This window comes from Mycobacterium scrofulaceum (assembly GCF_001667885.1).
Taxonomy (GTDB): Bacteria; Actinomycetota; Actinomycetes; order Mycobacteriales; family Mycobacteriaceae; genus Mycobacterium; species Mycobacterium scrofulaceum_C.
The window spans coordinates 50145-67742 of record NZ_LZJW01000141.1 but is presented as its reverse complement, the minus strand read 5'-3'; the positions used below and the strand labels follow the sequence as shown (position 1 = coordinate 67742).

16 protein-coding genes and 1 pseudogene are annotated in these 17598 nt (G+C 68.4%); 6 read left to right on the top strand and 11 right to left on the bottom strand.

Going from position 1 to position 17598, the window contains the following annotated elements; all coding sequences use genetic code 11:
* Positions 1-19: 19 nt before the first annotated feature.
* A pseudogene (locus A5681_RS20590) lies at positions 20-877 on the bottom strand (adenylate/guanylate cyclase domain-containing protein); the annotation flags it as partial.
* A 141-nt stretch (positions 878-1018) separates the two neighbouring features.
* Between A5681_RS20590 and A5681_RS20585 the strand changes: the two are divergent.
* The 4 genes from A5681_RS20585 to pth all read left to right on the top strand — a co-directional run bounded on the left by A5681_RS20585 (position 1019) and on the right by pth (position 4604).
* Entirely contained in the window at positions 1019-2260 is a 1242-nt protein-coding gene (locus A5681_RS20585; RefSeq protein WP_067279443.1) for a cytochrome P450, read from the top strand.
* Positions 2261-2275: 15 nt separating this feature from the next.
* A complete protein-coding gene (locus A5681_RS20580) occupies positions 2276-3157 on the top strand; it encodes an oxidoreductase (protein WP_067279440.1) in 882 nt (293 codons plus the stop codon).
* Positions 3158-3359: 202 nt separating this feature from the next.
* On the top strand, positions 3360-4016 hold the full coding sequence (locus A5681_RS20575; RefSeq protein WP_067279437.1) for a 50S ribosomal protein L25/general stress protein Ctc: 657 nt from the start codon (positions 3360-3362) through the stop codon (positions 4014-4016).
* A 12-nt stretch (positions 4017-4028) separates the two neighbouring features.
* Complete coding sequence (pth, locus tag A5681_RS20570; RefSeq protein WP_067279434.1) at positions 4029-4604, top strand: aminoacyl-tRNA hydrolase; 576 nt, start codon at positions 4029-4031, stop codon at positions 4602-4604.
* Between the two features lie 30 nt (positions 4605-4634).
* Here the strand turns inward: pth and A5681_RS20565 are convergent, their stop codons facing one another.
* The 5 genes from A5681_RS20565 to A5681_RS20545 form a co-directional block, all read right to left on the bottom strand.
* Complete coding sequence (locus tag A5681_RS20565) at positions 4635-6269, bottom strand: fatty acyl-AMP ligase (protein WP_067279543.1); 1635 nt, start codon at positions 6267-6269, stop codon at positions 4635-4637.
* 326 nt (positions 6270-6595) lie between these two features.
* A complete protein-coding gene (locus A5681_RS20560) occupies positions 6596-7546 on the bottom strand; it encodes a 4-(cytidine 5'-diphospho)-2-C-methyl-D-erythritol kinase (RefSeq protein ID WP_067279428.1) in 951 nt (316 codons plus the stop codon).
* A gap of 68 nt (positions 7547-7614) precedes the next feature.
* On the bottom strand, positions 7615-8547 hold the full coding sequence (gene rsmA, locus A5681_RS20555) for a 16S rRNA (adenine(1518)-N(6)/adenine(1519)-N(6))-dimethyltransferase RsmA (RefSeq protein WP_067279425.1): 933 nt from the start codon (positions 8545-8547) through the stop codon (positions 7615-7617).
* Positions 8511-9638, bottom strand: coding sequence for a resuscitation-promoting factor (locus tag A5681_RS20550; protein ID WP_197498667.1), 1128 nt, complete (start codon positions 9636-9638; stop codon positions 8511-8513). The genes rsmA and A5681_RS20550 overlap by 37 nt, the downstream gene beginning before the upstream one ends.
* A 167-nt stretch (positions 9639-9805) precedes the next feature.
* Complete coding sequence (locus A5681_RS20545; RefSeq protein WP_067279420.1) at positions 9806-10666, bottom strand: TatD family hydrolase; 861 nt, start codon at positions 10664-10666, stop codon at positions 9806-9808.
* A gap of 19 nt (positions 10667-10685) precedes the next feature.
* Here A5681_RS20545 and metG point away from each other — a divergent pair, with 19 nt between their 5' ends.
* On the top strand, positions 10686-12227 hold the full coding sequence (metG, locus tag A5681_RS20540) for a methionine--tRNA ligase (RefSeq protein ID WP_067279416.1): 1542 nt from the start codon (positions 10686-10688) through the stop codon (positions 12225-12227).
* A 100-nt stretch (positions 12228-12327) separates the two neighbouring features.
* Here the strand turns inward: metG and A5681_RS20535 are convergent, their stop codons facing one another.
* Complete coding sequence (locus A5681_RS20535; RefSeq protein WP_082968461.1) at positions 12328-12801, bottom strand: DUF1772 domain-containing protein; 474 nt, start codon at positions 12799-12801, stop codon at positions 12328-12330.
* A 345-nt stretch (positions 12802-13146) separates the two neighbouring features.
* On the opposite strand from A5681_RS20535, the gene A5681_RS20530 reads away from it, so the two are divergent.
* Positions 13147-13509, top strand: coding sequence for a PAS domain S-box protein (locus A5681_RS20530; RefSeq protein WP_067279411.1), 363 nt, complete (start codon positions 13147-13149; stop codon positions 13507-13509).
* A gap of 198 nt (positions 13510-13707) precedes the next feature.
* Here the strand turns inward: A5681_RS20530 and A5681_RS20525 are convergent, their stop codons facing one another.
* The 4 genes from A5681_RS20525 to A5681_RS27220 form a co-directional block, all read right to left on the bottom strand.
* Positions 13708-15705: a hypothetical protein gene (locus A5681_RS20525; RefSeq protein WP_067279407.1), complete on the bottom strand. Its 1998-nt coding sequence runs from the start codon at positions 15703-15705 to the stop codon at positions 13708-13710.
* A 97-nt stretch (positions 15706-15802) separates the two neighbouring features.
* The gene (locus A5681_RS20520) at positions 15803-16513 is read right to left on the bottom strand and encodes a TetR/AcrR family transcriptional regulator (RefSeq protein WP_067279404.1); all 711 of its coding nucleotides are present in this window, start codon (positions 16511-16513) and stop codon (positions 15803-15805) included.
* A gap of 128 nt (positions 16514-16641) precedes the next feature.
* Positions 16642-17319, bottom strand: a complete 678-nt coding sequence (locus A5681_RS20515; RefSeq protein ID WP_067279400.1) for a TetR/AcrR family transcriptional regulator — start codon at positions 17317-17319, stop codon at positions 16642-16644.
* A gap of 13 nt (positions 17320-17332) precedes the next feature.
* Positions 17333-17494 carry a hypothetical protein gene (locus tag A5681_RS27220; protein WP_156738075.1) on the bottom strand — a complete coding sequence of 54 codons (162 nt, stop codon included), beginning with the start codon at positions 17492-17494 and terminating at the stop codon, positions 17333-17335.
* Positions 17495-17598: the final 104 nt, after the last annotated feature.

Genomic DNA, 17598 nt, shown 5'->3' with positions numbered 1-17598 from the left:
CTTGATGAGCTGCACCCGCACGCGCAACGGCGACCGGCACCACGGCGGGAATCGTGATCGGTGCGAGGTCGACGTACCACTGCCCGTCGGGGAAGCGGTCGCTGAGATCGGAAGTGATCTCGATGGCAAGCCGCGTCTTGCCCACGCCGCCCGCCCCGGTCAGCGTCACCATGCGGTTGTCCGCCACGATATGTCGCAACTGCTCGATTTCTGCTTCGCGCCCAATGAAACTCGTCAATTGGGTCGGAAGATTGTGCGCGGCAACCGGATTGCCCACCCGCAGCGGCGGAAACTCGTTGACCAGGTCGGGATGGCACAGCTGCACGACTCGCTCGGGGCGCGGCAGATCGCGCAGCGGGTAGCTGCCCAGTTCGGCGAGCCATACGCCGTCGGGCAGACGATCCACCACCATCGATTCGGTCGCACCGGACAACACCGTCTGCCCGCCGTGCGCGAGATCGCGCAACCGCGCCGTGCGATTGATGGTCGGGCCGGCGTAGTTGGCGTCGTCGCGCAACTGGATCTCGCCGGTGTGTATCCCGATTCGAAGCCGGATGGGCGCCAGCGGGGCGCGCTGCACGGCCAGCGCGCACGCCACCGCGTCCGATGCGCGGGAAAATGCCGCGACGAAGCTGTCGCCCTCGCCCTGCTCGAGTGGGCGCACGCCGGCATGCGCATCGACCGCGTCGTTCACCGTCTTGTTCAGCCGGGCCAGCGCGGCGGTCATCTGCTCGGGCTGGGTTTCCCAGAGCCGCGTGGAACCCTCGACGTCGGCCAGCAGCAACGTAACCGTGCCGGTAGGCAGCAACTCGCTCACGCCCAACTCGTTCCAGTTCAGCGACGGCATCTCCGCGTGTTGGCTCATGGTAGCCAGCATCGCGGCCGCGAACCACGCAAACATCGGCCAGTGCGCGTAGATCTTCGCCGGGCATTGTGCGCGAACCTACGCGATGGGCCGCGCACATTTACGCGCTACGGCGGATGGTCTGGAGTCCCCGGCGCCGGATAGTCGACTGCCATGACCACTTTGATCAGCGACTGCCCGAGCGTCTTCGACGCCGGACTGCCCACCGTCGACTACGACCAGCTGACCGATCCCGACGAGGCGCACCGAGTGCTGGCCGACGCGCGAAGCCAGGCCCCGATCGCGATGGGCCGATTCGGGCCCGAGGTGCTGAGCTACGAACTGGTCCGCACGGTGCTGCGCGACAACCGGTTCGTCACCGCGCAGGGTCTCGGCCTCGACGCGCAAGGCGTCACCTCGGGTCCGCTGTGGGACCGGGCGACCGCCAATATCCTCGGCCTCGACGGGGCCGTGCACCATCGACTGCGCCGGCTGGTGTCGAGGGCCTTCGTCCCCCGCGCCGCCGAACGACTGCGCGACCTCGCCGCCGAAGTCATCGACGGCCTCGTGGACCCGTTCACCTCGACCGGGCGTTGCGACATCGTCGCCGACGTCGCCCAGGGCTACCCGACACCGGTCATCTGCGCACTGCTGGGCGCCCCGGCCCGGGATTGGCAGTTGTTCTCCAGCTGGGCCAACGACATCAAGAAGATCTTCGAATGGAACATCGCCGAGGACGAGCCGCTGATCCTGAGGGCATGGAGTGAGCTCGACGCCTATCTCGAAGGCCTGATCACGCGGCGCCGCGCGTCGCTGACCGACGACCTGATCTCCGATCTGATCCGCGCCGAGGACCCCTCTTTCCCCGGCGACCGGCTCACCCACGCCGAGCTGGTGATGCTCTGCGGCACGCTGCTCGGCGCGGGCACCGACACGACCCGCAACCAGCTGGCCGCCGCGGTCGAGGCGCTCTGCGCCCACCCCGACCAGTGGGCGCTGTTGGCCCGGCAGCCGGAACTGGCGCTGGGCGCCGTCCACGAGTTGATGCGTTACCGCCCAATCATTTTCGGAACCCTGCGGCGAGCCGCCGAAGACGTCGAGCTCGCCGGTGTGCGCATCCCGGCCGGCACGCTGGTGGCGGTCAACACCGCCGCCGCCAACCGCGACGCGTGCGTCTACGACGAGCCGGATCGGCTCGACATCACTCGTCGTGACGCCGCACCCATGCTGAACTTCGGTGGCGGCGTGCACTATTGCCTCGGCGCGCACCTGGCGCGGCTGGAACTGACCGAGGCCCTTCGGGTCATCACCGCCCGCATGCCCGACGCCCGTCAGACCGGCCCGAGCCCATGGCGGGGCATGGCCGGGATCACCGGACCCGTGCGCCTGCCCCTGGAATTCGAGCCTGGGCACTAGAGCACACTGGGGACCATGACGAACTGGACCGCCGCAGACCTGCCCTCGTTCGCCGGGCGCACGGTGATCATCACCGGGGCCAACAGCGGGCTCGGTGCCGTGACCGCCCGCGAGCTGGCCCGCCGGGGCGCGACCCTGGTCATGGCGGTCCGCGACGTCCGCAAGGGCGAGAAGGCCGCGCTGCAGATCCGGGGCACGCAGACGGGCCCGGTCGAGGTGCGCCCACTCGACCTGCAGAATCTGGCGTCGGTACGCGAATTCGCCGAGGGCGTCGACAAGGTCGACGTGCTGATCAACAACGCGGGCATCATGGCCGCCCCGTACGCGCAGACCGTCGACGGCTTCGAGAGCCAGATCGGCACGAACCACCTCGGGCATTTCGCGCTCACCAACCTGTTGCTGCCCAGGCTCACCGACCGGGTGGTCACGGTGTCGTCGATGGCGCATTGGGCCGGTCGGATCAGCCTCGACGACCTCAACTGGAAGACGCGGCGGTACTCGCCCTGGCTGGCCTACAGCCAGTCCAAGCTCGCCAACCTGCTGTTCACCAGCGAACTGCAGCGGCGCCTGGATTCGGCCGGCTCGACGCTACGCGCGCTGGCCGCCCACCCCGGCTATTCGCACACCAACCTGCAGGGAGCCTCGGGCCGCAAGCTGGGCGACGCGATGATGTCGGCGGTCACCCGCGTGGTGGCCACCGACGCGGACTTCGGCGCGCGCCAGACGCTGTATGCGGCGTCGCAGGACCTGCCGGGCGACACGTTCGTCGGGCCGCGGTTCGGCCAGCTCGGCCGCACCCAACCGGTGGCCCGCAGCCGGCGGGCTCAGGACCCGGCGACGGCCAGGGCGCTCTGGGAGCTGTCCGAGCAGCTCACCGGCACCAAATTCCCGCTCTGATACCCGGCGCCGCGCCGAGCGCCCGGCCGGCCGGGCACGTGACGCAGACCGCCGCAATTTCCGCTCTGAGGTGCGCATGCGTTAACCTGGCCGGGCGTCACGGCGAGGGTGGCTGGCCAGCCAGCACCGTTATCGACGGAGACCGACGAAACTGTCGCGACCCTGGCCGTGCCCCCACTGAACAGCACACAGGAGCGACACAATGGCCAAGTCCGCAGGCAACCAGCTCACCGCCACGGTGCGAACCGAGACCGGCAAGGGCGCGTCCCGCCGAGCCCGCCGCGAAGGCAAAATTCCCGCCGTCCTCTACGGCCACGGTTCCGACCCGCAGCACCTGGAGCTGCCCGGCCACGACTTCGCGGCCGTGCTGCGCCACGCGGGCACCAATGCCGTGCTGACCCTGGACATCGAGGGCAAGGAACAGCTGGCGCTGACCAAGGCGCTCGACATCCACCCGATCCGCCGCACCATCCAGCACGCCGACCTGCTGGTCGTGCGCCGCGGTGAAAAGGTCGTCGTCGAGGTCACCGTCGTCGTCGAGGGCGACGCCGTACCGGGCACCCTGGTAACCCAGGACACCAACACCATCGAAATCGAGGCCGAGGCGCTGTCGATCCCCGAGCACGTCACCGTGTCGGTGGAGGACGCCGAACCGGGCACCCAGTTCACCGCCGGCCAGATCGCCCTGCCACGGGGAGTCAACCTGATCTCCGACCCGGAGATGCTGGTGGTCAACGTGGTGGTCGCGCCGACCGCCGAGGACCTCGAGGAAGAGGGCGCGGGCGAGGTCGCCGAGGGCGAGGAAGCCCCCGCCGAAGAGGCCGGCGAGGCCGAGGCCCCCGCGGACGAGTCCGAGTAGGCGGACCGCAAGGTGGCCGAGCCGTTGCTGGTGGTCGGCCTGGGCAACCCCGGAGACAACTACGCCCGCACCCGGCACAACCTCGGGTTCATGGTCGCCGACCTGCTCGCCGACCGACTGGGCTCGAAGTTCAAGGTGCACAAGCGTTCCGGCGCCGAGGTGGTGAGCGGCCGGATGGCCGGGCACTCGGTCCTGATCGCCAAGCCGCGCTGCTACATGAACGAGTCCGGCCGCCAGGTCGGCCCGCTGGCGAAGTTCTATTCGGTGGCGCCGGCCGACATCGTCGTCGTGCACGACGACCTCGACCTGGACTTCGGCCGCATCCGCCTGAAGGTCGGCGGCGGCGAAGGCGGCCACAACGGGCTGCGCTCGGTGGCGGCCGCATTGGGCACCAAGGAGTTTCAGCGTGTCCGTATCGGGATCGGCCGACCGCCCGGCCGCAAGGACCCGGCGGCCTTCGTGTTGGAGAACTTCTCCGCGACCGAGCGAGGCGAGGTACCCACCATCTGCGAGCAGGCCGCGGACGCCACGGAGCTACTCGTCGAACTGGGGCTGGAGCCGGCGCAGAACCGCGTCCACGCCTGGTAAACGTTCCCGCCGCGTGGCGGTCGACGCGGCCTAGGTGACCAGGGTGGCGGAGTGCGACCGGCGCAGCTTGCCGGACGGCGTCTTCGGAATGGTGCCCGGCCCGAGCACCACCACGTTGCGTGGCCGCATGTCGACCTCCGACACCACCTCGCGGGCGACCTGGTGCTCGATGCGGCGCACCTCGGCCGGGTCCTGCCAGGCGTTGGACTCGACGGCGACGGCGAACGTCTCGCGGGAGTGGCCGGCGTCCAGGCGCACCGCCACCGCGCAACCGGGCCGCACCCCCTCGACACGGCAGGCGGCCCGCTCGATGTCGGTGGGATAGATGTTGCGGCCCGCCATGATGATGACGTCCTTGACGCGGCCGCACACCACGATGTGGCCCTCCTCGGTCATGTAGCCGAGGTCACCGGTGTCGTACCAGCCGTTCTCGTCCTGCGCCGGGATGAAGCCGCCCATCGTCAGGTAGCCCGGCGTCAGCGACTCGCCCCGCAGCTCGATCACGCCGACGCCGCGGGCGGGCATCACGTCGCCGTTCTCGTCGATGATGCGCGCCTCGAGGTCCTGCAGCAGCGGGCCGAGAGTGGCCAGCCGGCGGGTGTTGCCCTTGGTGGCCGGCACCGCGCGGCGCAGCGCCGCGAGCAGGTCGGCGTCGACCTCGTCGACGACCAGGCCGGCGTTGCATTCCGAGAACGACACCGCCAGCGTGGTCTCGGCCATGCCGTAGGCCGGCAGGATCGCCGACGGGCGCAAGCCGAACGGCTTGCCCGCGTCCAGCAGGTCCTCCACGTCGGCGGGCTCGACCGGCTCGGCACCCGACAGCGCGAAGCGCAGGGTCGACAGGTCGAAGTCGCCGGGCTTGGCGTTGCGGCGCAGCCGCTTGGCCAGCAGCGCGTAGGCGAAGTTGGGCGCCGCGGTCATGGTGCCCTTGTACTTGTCGATGAGCTTGGCCCACAGCAACGTGTCGCGCAGGAAGTCCATCGGCGTGACCTTGACGAGCTCGGCCCCGAAGTACATGGGGATGGTCAGGAAGCCGACCATGCCCATGTCGTGGAAGCAGGGCAGCCAGCTGACCATGACGTCCTTGTTGACGTCGTACTGGGCGCCGATGAACATCGCCTCGGCGTTGGAGTAGATGTTGCGGTGGGTGATCTGGACGGCCTTCGGGGAGCCGGTGGACCCCGACGTCAGCTGCATCAGCGCCAGGTCGTCCTCGCCCACCTCGACGGGGTCGATCGGATCCGACGCCAGCAGGTCGGCGACGGTGAGGACCTTGATGCCCTTCTCCTCGAGAACGGGGATCGCCACCAGGAAGGGCTCGGAGACGATCACGGCCTTGGCCTCGATCATCCCGATGACGTTCATCGTGTCTTCGGCCCACACGGCCAGGTCGGTGCGCGGCGTGGGCTGGTGCAGCATCGTCAGGCTGGCGCCGCGCATCCACAGGCCCTGCGCGGTCGGGGCGATCTCCACCGGGAAGCCGGCGAGGACACCGACGGCGTCGCCGAGGCCGATGCCGCCGGCGGCGAGGCCGCCCGCGATGCGGCGGGCGCGTTCGTGAACCTCGCCCCACGTGTGGCGGACCGGTTCGTGGGGTTCACCGGTGACCATGCCCGTCGAAACGGTGCGGGCATTGCGGTACATCTTCTCGGTAAACCTGCTCACACAAACCTCCTCGGTTCCGGCGCTTCCCCCAACGCCCGAGATTTCATATTCCGCCCACTGGGTGGCACTTCGCAGCAGGCTCGCAAACACAGTCGAGCAGCGGTTAGGTCTCGAATCGGCGATGAGCCGGCAACCCCGCGTGCGGTCGCCCGATATGCGCGCACCGGACCCGAAAAACGCCGGTGGGCCCGAAGCATCAGTCGTCCGCCGGGGACTCCGGCGGACGACGAAATTATGTGGTCTTGCTCAGCGCTACCCGTCACCGCGCATTATCTTAAACTCCTCTTAGGGAACAGCCCAAACGAATGCGTGTTTTGGGGCGATTTTCACACTTCGGTGGGGGCTGGAACGACGCGCGCCCCGGCCACCGGCCCGGTGGCGACCCGCACCGTGCGGCAGACACCCGCTCCGGACACTTCGGTGCCCACGTCGACGGCCGAGGCCGCCGAGGAGCACAGGAAGGCGCACGTCGGGCCCGAGCCGGACACGATGCCCGCCAAGGCTCCGGCCTGGACGCCCGCGCGCAGCGTGCGGCGCAGCTTGGGGTTCAGGCTCACCGCGGCGGCTTGCATCTCGTTGCCCAGCAGCGACGCCAGTTGTTCCGCGTCGCCCGCGGCCAGGGCCGCCAACACCGGTCCCGGCCCGGCGAACCGGGGCGGGTCGCCCGCCGTCCGCAGCCGGTCGAGTTCGGCGAACACCGCGGGGGTGAGCAACTCTCCGTCGGCGAACGCCAGCACCCAGTGGAAGGTGTTGCGGGACAACACGGTGGCCAACTCCTCGCCGCGGCCGGTGCCCAGCGCGGTCCCGCCGTGCAGCGCGAAGGGGACGTCGCTCCCCAGCCGCGCGGCCAGCATGCGCAGGTCGCGGCGGGGCACGTTGAGTTCCCACAGCGAGTTCATGGCGACCAGCACCGCCGCCGCGTCCGCGCTGCCGCCCGCCATGCCGCCGGCCACGGGGATGGACTTGTCGATCATGATCGAGACGTCGGGGGCGCGGCCGACGTGTTCGGCCATCAGCTCGGCGGCCTGCCAGGCCAGGTTGCGTTCGTCGGTGGGCAGTTTGTCGGCGCCCTCGCCGACGAGCTCGAGCGACAGCACGTCGGCGTTGCGGACGGTCACCTCGTCGAGCAGGGAGACGGCCTGGAAGACGGTGGTCAGCTCGTGATAGCCGTCCTCGCGGCGGTCGCCCACCTCCAGGTAGAGGTTGACCTTTCCGGGCACCCGAACGGTGACCGACCCGGTGGGCACCCACTGGGCGGCGGTATTGCCGTCAGACATGCCAGGCACCGCAGCAGACTATCGCTGCCACCGGCCAACCACACGCAGCGGCGCCGACGGTGCGGCGATCAGCTCGGCGATGCCGGCTGCTCGGTCGTGGTGTCGGCCGGCTCGTTCGAGCGTCGCAACAGGCGGACGAAGTCGTCGATGGACAGCGTCTCACCGCGGCGCGCCGGGTCGATGCTGGCCGCCAGCAGTCGGCTCGCCGACTCGTTGCCCGAGCCGGCCCACTCGACGAACGCGTTGCGGGCGGTCTTGCGCCGCTGCGCGAACGCGATGTCCACCAGCTCGAACACCTGGCGGCGGAAGGCGTCGTCGGTGGGCCATGGCGGAGTGGCGTGGCGGTCGATGCGCACGAGCCCGGAATACACGCGGGGAATCGGCCAGAAGACGGTCGGCGAGACCATGCCGCACCGGCGAACCGATCCGAAGTAGCGGACTTTCACGCTGGGCACGCCGTACTCCTTGCCGCCCGGCTCGGCGGCGAGGCGCTCGGCCACCTCCGCCTGCACCATGACGGTCACGGTCTGGATCGAGGGGAATTCGGCGAGCAGATGCAGCAGCGCGGGCACCGCGACGTTGTAGGGCAGGTTGGCGACGACCGCGTTGGGTTGCGCGGCCAGCTCGTCGGAGCGCAACGTCAACACGTCGCGGTTGAGCACGGTGAACCGCTGCACTTCGCTGTTCGAGTGCTCGGCGACGGTCTGCGGCAGCCGATCGGCGAGCACCGGGTCGATTTCGACGGCGGTGACGGTGGCGCCGCGATCCAGCAGCGCCAGCGTCAGCGAGCCCAGGCCGGGTCCCACCTCGAGGACGTGGTCGGACCGGCCGACCCCGGAGGTCGAGACGATCCGGCGGACCGTGTTGGCGTCGTGGACGAAGTTTTGGCCGAGGGATTTCCGTGGTCGAAGGTCAAGTTCTTTGGCAAGCCGCCTGATCTCGGTGCGACCGAGCAGCCGGATGGTCAGCTCGCACCAGCTCTTCCGCTGCACACGGGCCACGCGCCCCAACCCTGACGCTCGCGCGTCACCTCGGCGACCGCGATCTGCTCTTCGCGGGTCGCCAGGTCCGCGCGCGCGGCGAACCTCAGCCCACCGTTGCGCTCCCAGGTGCCCTGGTCGAACTGCACACCGCCGTAGTAGCCGTTGCCGGTGTTGATCGCCCAGTTTCCGCCCGCCTCGCAGCCCGCGATGGCGTCCCAGATGGAGCCGTTGGTGACCGGCGGCACGTCGGTGCCGGGCTTGGTGCCCACCCGCACCACGGCATCACGGGCCGGGGTGATGACCGTGTTGGCGATCGGCAGCCGGCCGGTCTCAACGCCGTTGACGGTGGCCACGGCGAACGTGACGTCCTGGGTGCCGGGGCTGCCCGGGTCTTCCACCACCTGGCGGCTCATGTTCATGTCCGGGTCCTCGACCCGACGGGCGTTCGGCTGCAACGGCATTCGCTCGGTCACCCGCTCGATCCGGTTGCGGGTCACCTGGATCTCCATGCCGTCGACGATCGGGGACGACGCGCTCGGCGTCGCCTGGTCGCCTTCCAGCAGCGGGGCGCCGGCGGCGCTCAGCAACGCCGCGACGTTGGGCGCGGGCAGGTGCACCGTGCGGGTCGCGCCGCCGTCGGTGATGCGGACCGTCTTCGCGCTGACGACGGGGAGCGCCATCCCGGCCAGCGGGACCCGGCTCCCGCGCGAGGCCGCGGCCGGGGCCGTGTCGGTCATGGCGAGTTGGGCCAGGGCCTCGTCGACGGTCGACGCCGTGGTCCAAACCTGCTTGGTGTCGTGACCGTCCAGCGAAATCTGCAGCGGCCGGCTGCGGCGCAACACGATGTTGGCGGCGTCGTGCACCTTGACATCCCCGGCCGGGGACAGGTCGTCACGCTCGTCGACGGCGAAGCCGTTCTCCTGCACGATGTCGATGACTCGCGACTTCATGGTCGTGACCCGCATCGCGATGCCGTCGACGGTCAGCGTCACCGTCTTGCATGCGGAGACCGCGAATCCGCCCGCGAACGCCAGAACCAGTAACAGTCCTCCGACGATGAGCCGCAACATCGGCGACGGTGTCTGATGAAGTTTTGTTAATACAGTCAACGTGCGTCTATCCCGACCACAGCAAGTACTCCAACGACCTAATCAGCACCTAGCGACAAATAAGGGCCCGTAGGCCCCCACCCTTTCGATCACAAGACGGTAACGAACCGGCCAAAGTTGAGCAACTCCGGCGCGAATTGGTTAACGCAATCGTCCCGTGCGGCGAGTTAACCGGGAGCCAGCCCGTAGACCCGCCGAGCGTTGCTCGTCGTGGCCTGCGCCAGCTCTTCGGCGGGACGGCCCACCAGTTCGGCGACCGCTCGGACAGTATAAGGAAGGCAATACGGCTCGTTCGGCGCGCCGCGGTACGGGTGCGGCGTCAAGAAGGGCGCGTCGGTTTCGACCAGCAGTTGTTCCAGCGGTATCAGCGGGACGGCTTCCCGCAGGTCGCGGGCGTTACGGAAGCTCGCGGTGCCCGACAGGCTGAGCAACCACCCGGCGTCCACGCAGCGGCGGGCCATCGCGGCGTCCGACGAGAAGCAGTGGAAGATCACCGTGTCGGGAGCGCCCTCGGCGGCCAGCACGTCGAGCACCTCGGCGTCGGCCTCCCGGTTGTGGATCATCAACGGTTTGCCGCACCGCTTGGCCAGGTCGATGTGCCAGGCGAAGGCTTCCCGCTGGGTGTCCGGCTGCGCGCACCCGTCGAGGTGCCCGGGCCAGTACAGGTCGAGGCCGGTCTCGCCGACGGCCACCACCCGGGGGTGCGCCACCAGCCGCTCGATCTCGCCGCGGGCGGCGTCGTCCAGCGCGTCGGCCCGGGTCGGGTGCAGCGCCACCGCGGCGTACACCCGCGGATCCCATTCGGCTGCCCGGGTCACCCAGGCCGCCGAAGCCAGGTCGTCGGCGATGGTGACCACCGTCCCCACCCCGACCGCCGCGGCGCGATCCACGATGGCGCGCACGTCGCCGGCGTCCCGCGCGCCACACGCGTCGAGGTGGGTGTGGGCGTCGACCAGGGGCGCCAGCGGCTCGGGTGCGGGCGGCACTTCGCGTTCACGGCGTTCTCGCGGTTTGGAGCTCACCGGCACACAATAAGGTGGACTCTCGATGAGGCCCTTCTACGTCACCACCGCGATCACGTACCCCAATGGCAATCCGCACGTCGGGCACGCCTATGAGTACATCGCCACGGACGCCATCGCGCGGTTCAAGCGGCTCGACGGATTCGACGTGCGTTTCCTGACCGGCACCGACGAGCACGGCCTCAAGATGCTCGAGACGGCGGCGGCGGAGGGCCTCCCGACCGCCGACCTGGCGCGGCGGAATTCCGATGTGTTCCAACGCCTGCAGGAGAAGCTCAACATCTCCTTCGACCGGTTCATCCGCACCACGGACCCCGACCACCACGAAGCGTCCAAGGAGATCTGGCGGCGGATGGACGCGGCCGGAGACATCTATCTGGACAGCTATGCCGGTTGGTACTCGGTGCGCGACGAGCGGTTCTTCGTCGAATCGGAGACCGCCATCGTCGACGGGACCAGGGTCGCCGTCGAGACCGGAACGCCGGTGACCTGGACCGAGGAGCAGACCTACTTCTTCCGGCTGTCGGCGTACACCGACAAGCTGCTGGCCCATTACGAGGCAAACCCGGACTTCATCGCCCCCGAAGTGCGCCGCAACGAAGTGGTCAGCTTCGTCTCCGGCGGCCTGCGCGACCTGTCGATCTCGCGCACGTCGTTCGACTGGGGCGTGAAAGTGCCCGACCATCCCGACCACGTCATGTACGTCTGGGTCGACGCGCTGACCAATTACCTGACCGGGGTGGGCTACCCCGACACCGATTCACCGATGTTCCGCCGCTACTGGCCCGCCGACCTGCACATGATCGGCAAGGACATCATCCGATTCCACACCGTGTACTGGCCGGCGTTCCTGATGTCGGCCGGGATCGAGCTCCCGCGCCGCGTTTTCGCGCACGGGTTCCTGCTGAATCGGGGCGAGAAGATGAGCAAGTCGGTGGGCAACATCGTCGACCCGGTGGCGCTGACCGAGACCTTCGGCGTGGACCAGTTGCGCTATTTCCTGTTGCGGGAGGTCCCGTTCGGCCAGGACGGCAGCTACAGCGAGGACGCCATCGTCACGCGCATCAACACCGACCTCGCCAACGAGCTGGGCAACCTGGCCCAGCGGTCGCTGTCCATGGTCGCCAAGAACCTGGACGGGGTGGTCCCGACGCCCGGGGAATTCACCGCCGACGACGCCGAGCTGCTGGCGACGGCCGACGGCCTGCTGGACCGTGTGCGCGCCGCCTTCGACGGTCAGGCCATGCACCTGGCGTTGGAAGCGATCTGGCTGATGCTGGGCGCGGCGAACCGATATTTCTCCGCCCAGCAGCCGTGGGTGTTGCGCAAGAGCGACTCGGAGGCGGACCAGAAGCGCTTCGCGACAGTGCTTTACACGACGTGCGAGGCGGTCCGCATCGCGGCGCTGCTGATCCAGCCCGTGATGCCCGAGTCGGCGGGCAAGCTGTTGGATCTGCTCGGCCAGGCGCCCGACGAGCGCAGCTTCGACGCGATCGGCAAGCGACTGGCCCCCGGTACGGCGCTGCCGGCGCCGACCGGGGTCTTCCCCCGTTACCAAGCCGACTAGCTGCCCCCGAGGCGGCCGCGAACGGTGACGCGGCCGTTGGCGGCGCGGTGCGCGACGGCATGCCCGGCCCGCTCGACGCTGGCAATTTTCCCGTCACCCTTCAGATGAAGATCGCCAGGCACAGCGCCGTGACGGCCAGGCCCTGCAGGGCGGCCCTGGCTGTGATTACCCCGTCCCAGTTGCGTTGCAGCGCACGAGCATCCGTCGGCAGCTCGGGCTGATCCGCGCCGGCGATCAGTTGGCGGTTGATCGGCGCGCTCACCCGCAGGTAGATCAGCAGCCACACCACCAGCACGACGACGGCGGCGCCGGCCGCGCCGGCTTGCGCCCAGCGGCCGGACGCCGCGGCGAATCCCGCGCTGATCGCCGCCGCCGCGATGCCGAGTACCCCGGGCACGGGCATCCTGGCGTCCCCGTAGCGATGGATGTTGCCCGACACCGAGAGCAGGGCCCGGTCGTCGACGCGGGCGAGCGCGGGCCTCAGCACCATCGCGCAGAACACGTCGGTGCCGTAGACCACGCCGGTGCCCAGCACCGCGATGACCGCGAACAATGTGGCGACCATGATGCACACTCCCGTCTCCGTAGGTGTTAGCAACGCTAACCCACGACGGGGCGGGCGTCAATAGCAACGCTATTTTCGTGTGCTGTCGCTAACCTTAGCGTCCATCGCGACCGACCGGCCCGCCGCCGGCCGATCACCGCCACGGCGCGCGCAAGCTTGCCGAAAAAGAGTGTTTTGCAAGGCGCCGACGACGCCGGTCCGAATATGTGAGTGGGAAGCCTCCGGCGAGCGAGGAAACGAACCGTGGCGCCAATCCGCGACGGGCATCTGCGCGAAGACCTGTGTATAGCCTATGTTATGCGCCATAATCGGCCGGTGGACCGACGACGCAATCGGCAACAGGGTGACTCGCCGATGACGACCCTGAAACAGCTGCCCGCACTTGTTGTGCTCGAGCGGATCCCGATCCCGGTGCTGGCCATCGAGAATGACGGCACCATCCTGTTTTCCAACGCCGCCTTCGCCGAGATGATGGGTTACGACCGCGAAGAGGTGCTGGCACTGAAGTTCCACCAGATCTTCCACCAGGCACCGGCCTCCGATTCGTTGTTATCGGTCGTTCATTCCCTGGCGAACATGGTGGTCGAGCTGGCGCACAAGGACGGTTCGGTCGTGCGCGCGATGATGAGCAAGTCAGCGGCGATGCGCGCCGACGACCAGTTCGTGCTCGCGGCGTTCCAGGATCTGACCGAGCAGTTGTGGCAGGAGGACCGCTAGCGGCGGCGACGCCGCAGGCCGGCGAAAACCGTCGGCCCGAAGTGGTCGAAGGACGAACCGCAGTGGGGTAGGCGAAAATTGTTGGCGCGCATTCGGTTCGCGCTCGAGTGCCGCGGGGATTCGCCGGCGTCGCGGCGCCTCAGACCCCGATGACCCCGCCCAGCCGGGCGACCGGGTCCACCTCGTCACGCGGAGACGCTAACGGCGCCGCCGAGATTCGCGCCTGGTGCGCCATAAGATCACCCCGCCGCCGACGATGGCCACAGCGATCCAGGCCGCGCCGAACCACCACAGCCAACCGAGGTCGGAGTGGCCCTGCGATCCCGCGGTCGGACCGGCCGTGGGTGTGTGCTCGACGGTCACCGGGTCCTGTCCTCCCGGCGCGGACACCACCGCGGCCCCTCTGAGCCGTTGCCACCGCTTGTTATCGCTACCGAGCCACCGCAGCAGCTCGTCGAGCTGTCCTGGTGCGCCGTTGGATGTCGCCACGAGAAGCGACCTGCCGCGGTTGAAAACCACTTGGAGAGAGGCGAACCGGAGATCGGGGTCGAGCGTGAGTTTTGCCGGCTTGCCGTCGGATTGGACAGCATTGACGGTGATGGGTCCGCTGGGCCCCGCCGACACCGGGAGCGCGACATTGGAGTGGTTCCACCCGTCGGCCGAGATCACAATTGCGGGGTCCGACGAGTCGATCGCCTGCTGTGGGGTCGTGACCGTGGTGTAGAGCGGCGTGGCGCTTATCCGCTGCAGGCCCACGACGATGTTGATCGCCCGCACGGTGTCGATCAGCGAGTGCGCCTCGATGCCCACCTGCATCCGGGGCATCAATGACTGCGGCACGGATTGGAAGCCGTCCGGCACCGGTGGGGCGGCCGGGCTGCTCTGTATTGTGCTGTCGCCGTTGATGTTCAGCGTCAGGAGCTGACTACCCGGCCCGGCGGTGTAGAAGTCGCCGCAGTGCCCGGTGTTGGCCGCGACGTCGAGGACCAGATCGATACTGGTGTATCGCTGCAGCAGTCGGTTCGGCACGTCGATCCAGCGGTCGATGGTGCCCTGGCCGTCGGTCGCCCAGTGGTCGATGGTCTCGGGGCCGATGGTCGCGGCGATCTGGCCGCCGACGTTGCCCGGCGTCGGGGTGTAGGAACCCTGCAGATGCACGCGCACGTCGTGCACCGATCTGGCGAACCGGGTTTGGTCGATGCCGATCGACACCCGCGGTTGCAGTGACGTCGAGTTGAGAACGGGCTGCGCTAAGTCGCGCAGCGCGACGCTGCCGCCGAGTTGCTGCACGTTCGGCTTGAGCTGGTCCACCGTCGCCTTGGAGGACAGGGCCAGCTGCGAGACGTCATTGAACAGCACTGCCGTGTTCGATTCGTCCGACTGACCGAGCGGTCCCGACATCAGCAACCACGGCACACCCGAGGCGCCCTGTAGCGAAAGCCCGTTGTCGGGGCCCTCTTTGACGACGATCTGCCGTTCCAGCGGCGCCGGCGGCGCCGGCGGTGCGGTCTGCCCCTCGGCCAGCGGGATCACGGCGATCTCGGGGGTCTGCCGACCGTAGTGCGCGGCCGTGGAGGCGGCCAGCTGGATCGCCGTATCGGACTCGTTCGGCGAGGGCGACGGCGGCAGGTAGATGGAAAGCTTGCGCAGCACCGGAGGCAGGAAATGCGCCACCGTGGTGGGCGGCAACTCGACGCCGGTGTAGGTGATCGACCCGTTGGTCAGGCGGAGCGGGCTCCACGGGTAGAGGCAGAATCCCTCCATTGGCACCAGGTAGGAGCGCAGCGTCACGGTCAGCCAATTGTCGTTGACCTCCGCGCCCGCCAGGGGAATGACGATCGGCGCCTGATCGGTGGAGGGCAGGTTCAGCCGCGCGATGGTGCGCTCGCCCTGCGTGACGGTGAGCACCCCGGACCGCAAATTGATCGGCATCTCGACGGTGGCGTTCATTGCCGTCGGTGTCAGGCCGTGCAGTACGGGCACGGTCAGCTGTTGGGTGCTCGTCACGCCCCAGAACTCCAGACTGGGTGCGGACCCGATGTCGGTAAGCGACAGGGTCGGCGAGTCCGCGGCGGTAGCCGGGTCGCCGGGCGCACCCCACGACGCCGGGGCGCTCATCACCAAAAACCCAACCACCGCGACCAGCGCGACCACTTTGCCCAGACGTCTCCGGTACATCACCGGAACAGTATGCATTGTGAGATGCGCGTCAACCGCAATAACTTGAATCGCCGTCTCGGCGGCCACGAAAGCGGGTGTGGCGCATCCGGCCCGACCGTCCGGCCGTGCAGCTCTAGCCGATCAGGGGTTCCGTGTCGGCATCGGGGCGGGCCGCGATGGCTGGGGCATGACGCATGACTTCGCGGCCGAGGAACTGCTGGAAATAGGGCAGCGACGCCTCCGTCACGGTGCCGGGCAGCAGAAGCTCCAAGATCTGACGCAGGCGGCTTCCGATGTCGACGGGTGTTCCCCTGCCGGGTTCACGACGGGTTATTGCATTGAATACCAACCGCGTTCCGAACATGGCTCCGACCAGGAATTCGGAGAGCACTTTGGGGTCGACCTCTTTGCGAAGGTCTCCCTCGCTGATGGCCCGCCTGGCCTCATCGGCGATCTTCGCCGCCAGGTCGGCATAGAAGTCCCCGGCGGCCTCGTTCAATCCGCTTAAGGCACAGGCCAATTGCTCGGCTGTGCGAACGGTCTTGTCCGAGTTCAGCACCACGACGATGGTGAAGGCGCCGTGCAGCAGGTTTTCCAGCCCCGGCGACGACGACTTGCACACGTTCCCAAACGCCGTGAGCAGCGTCTCGGAGCCTTCCTTGAGGATGTCGGACGCCAGCGACTCCTTCGAATCGAAGTGGTGGTAGAGGGCGCCTTTGGTCATCCCGGTCCGCTCGATGATCGCCCCCCACCCGGCGGCGGCGTACCCGACTTCCCCGAATACCTCTATCGCGGCGTCGATGATCTTCCGCCGAGTGGCTTCGGATCGGACCTGGCGCGGCATTGTCTTTGCACCTCCGGAGACGCGTCGGGTGCGCGGAGTCAATGATGTGGGCTCACATCCACCGCAGGACGTCCAACGTTAGCAGCCGCGGCCACGGCTGGTCGGCAGTCTGGTCAAGCTGGTCGGAGTTAAGGCTCGCCTTGGTCGCTCGAACTGGCGTTGACCGCGAGCGCCGCTCGCCGCCTTAGGAATTGGCTGAAGTAATCGGCCCGATCCGGTTGCAAGATCCCGCCCAAGATCAGCATCCAGCACTTTTCGAGGTCGCCGAGGAATCGTTCCGGGTCGTCCAGATTGCTGGTTTTGCGCAGCCCCATATGCAGGGACACCATCAGCCGTCCCACGGCGGCGGGATCGCAGCGCTCGTCGATGTCACCCTCGGTGATGGCTTGCTGGACGACTCCCGCTAGGGCTTCCACCCAGCCGGTCACCAACGTGTCCTGCAGACCACCCGACTGCCCGACCGACTCGATCAGATTCAGGCCGGCCCTGACCAGATCGGTCTTGATGTCTTGGACGGCGATCAGGTACGAGAAGTCGATAAGGGTTTCCAGGCCCGAAAGCCCCCGCGTCAATAGGTCTCCGACCGCGACGGTGGCCGCGGCGATCTGCTTGTCGATGAGCTCCACCGCCAGGGCGTGTTTGGACTTGAAGTGGAAGTACATCGCGCCCTTGGTCAGTTGGGCCTCGGCCAGGATGTCGTCAAGACCGACGTCGTGGTACGGCCTGCGCGCGAACTGGTGCGAGGCGGCGCGCAGGATCTGCCGACGCGTCGCGTCGGCTCGTCCATCGGTCGAGTGGGTAGTCATGGAATCTGCCAGCTCAGCTCTCGTCGGCCCGCCGGGTGTGACCCGGGCGCGGCGGCGTGGACCCGGCCGGGATGCCGGGCTCCGCGACGTTGGCGTGGACGATGCGACCGATCTCGCCGGGTGTTGCGACCCGGGCCTGGTCGATCGCCGTCAGGTTGATGAGCAGGGCATACACCTCGGTTCTTGGGCGGTCTTGAACGACACCGACCGGCCACCCCCGGGCAGTACATGGGCCACGTCTGAGGTTAGCAGCCACGGGCGCCCGGCTTGACGCTTGTG

Excerpts from the sequence above, each read along its gene's own strand:
- A5681_RS20585 (WP_067279443.1), top strand. The coding sequence starts at position 1,019 with ATGACCACTTTGATCAGCGACTGCCCGAGCGTCTTCGACGCCGGACTG.
- A5681_RS20580 (WP_067279440.1), top strand. The coding sequence starts at position 2,276 with ATGACGAACTGGACCGCCGCAGACCTGCCCTCGTTCGCCGGGCGCACG.
- A5681_RS20575 (WP_067279437.1), top strand. The coding sequence starts at position 3,360 with ATGGCCAAGTCCGCAGGCAACCAGCTCACCGCCACGGTGCGAACCGAG.
- A5681_RS20560 (WP_067279428.1), bottom strand. The coding sequence starts at position 7,546 with ATGTCTGACGGCAATACCGCCGCCCAGTGGGTGCCCACCGGGTCGGTC.
- metG (WP_067279416.1), top strand. The coding sequence starts at position 10,686 with ATGAGGCCCTTCTACGTCACCACCGCGATCACGTACCCCAATGGCAAT.
- A5681_RS20530 (WP_067279411.1), top strand. The coding sequence starts at position 13,147 with ATGACGACCCTGAAACAGCTGCCCGCACTTGTTGTGCTCGAGCGGATC.
- A5681_RS20525 (WP_067279407.1), bottom strand. The coding sequence starts at position 15,705 with ATGCATACTGTTCCGGTGATGTACCGGAGACGTCTGGGCAAAGTGGTC.
- A5681_RS20520 (WP_067279404.1), bottom strand. The coding sequence starts at position 16,513 with ATGCCGCGCCAGGTCCGATCCGAAGCCACTCGGCGGAAGATCATCGAC.
- A5681_RS20515 (WP_067279400.1), bottom strand. The coding sequence starts at position 17,319 with ATGACTACCCACTCGACCGATGGACGAGCCGACGCGACGCGTCGGCAG.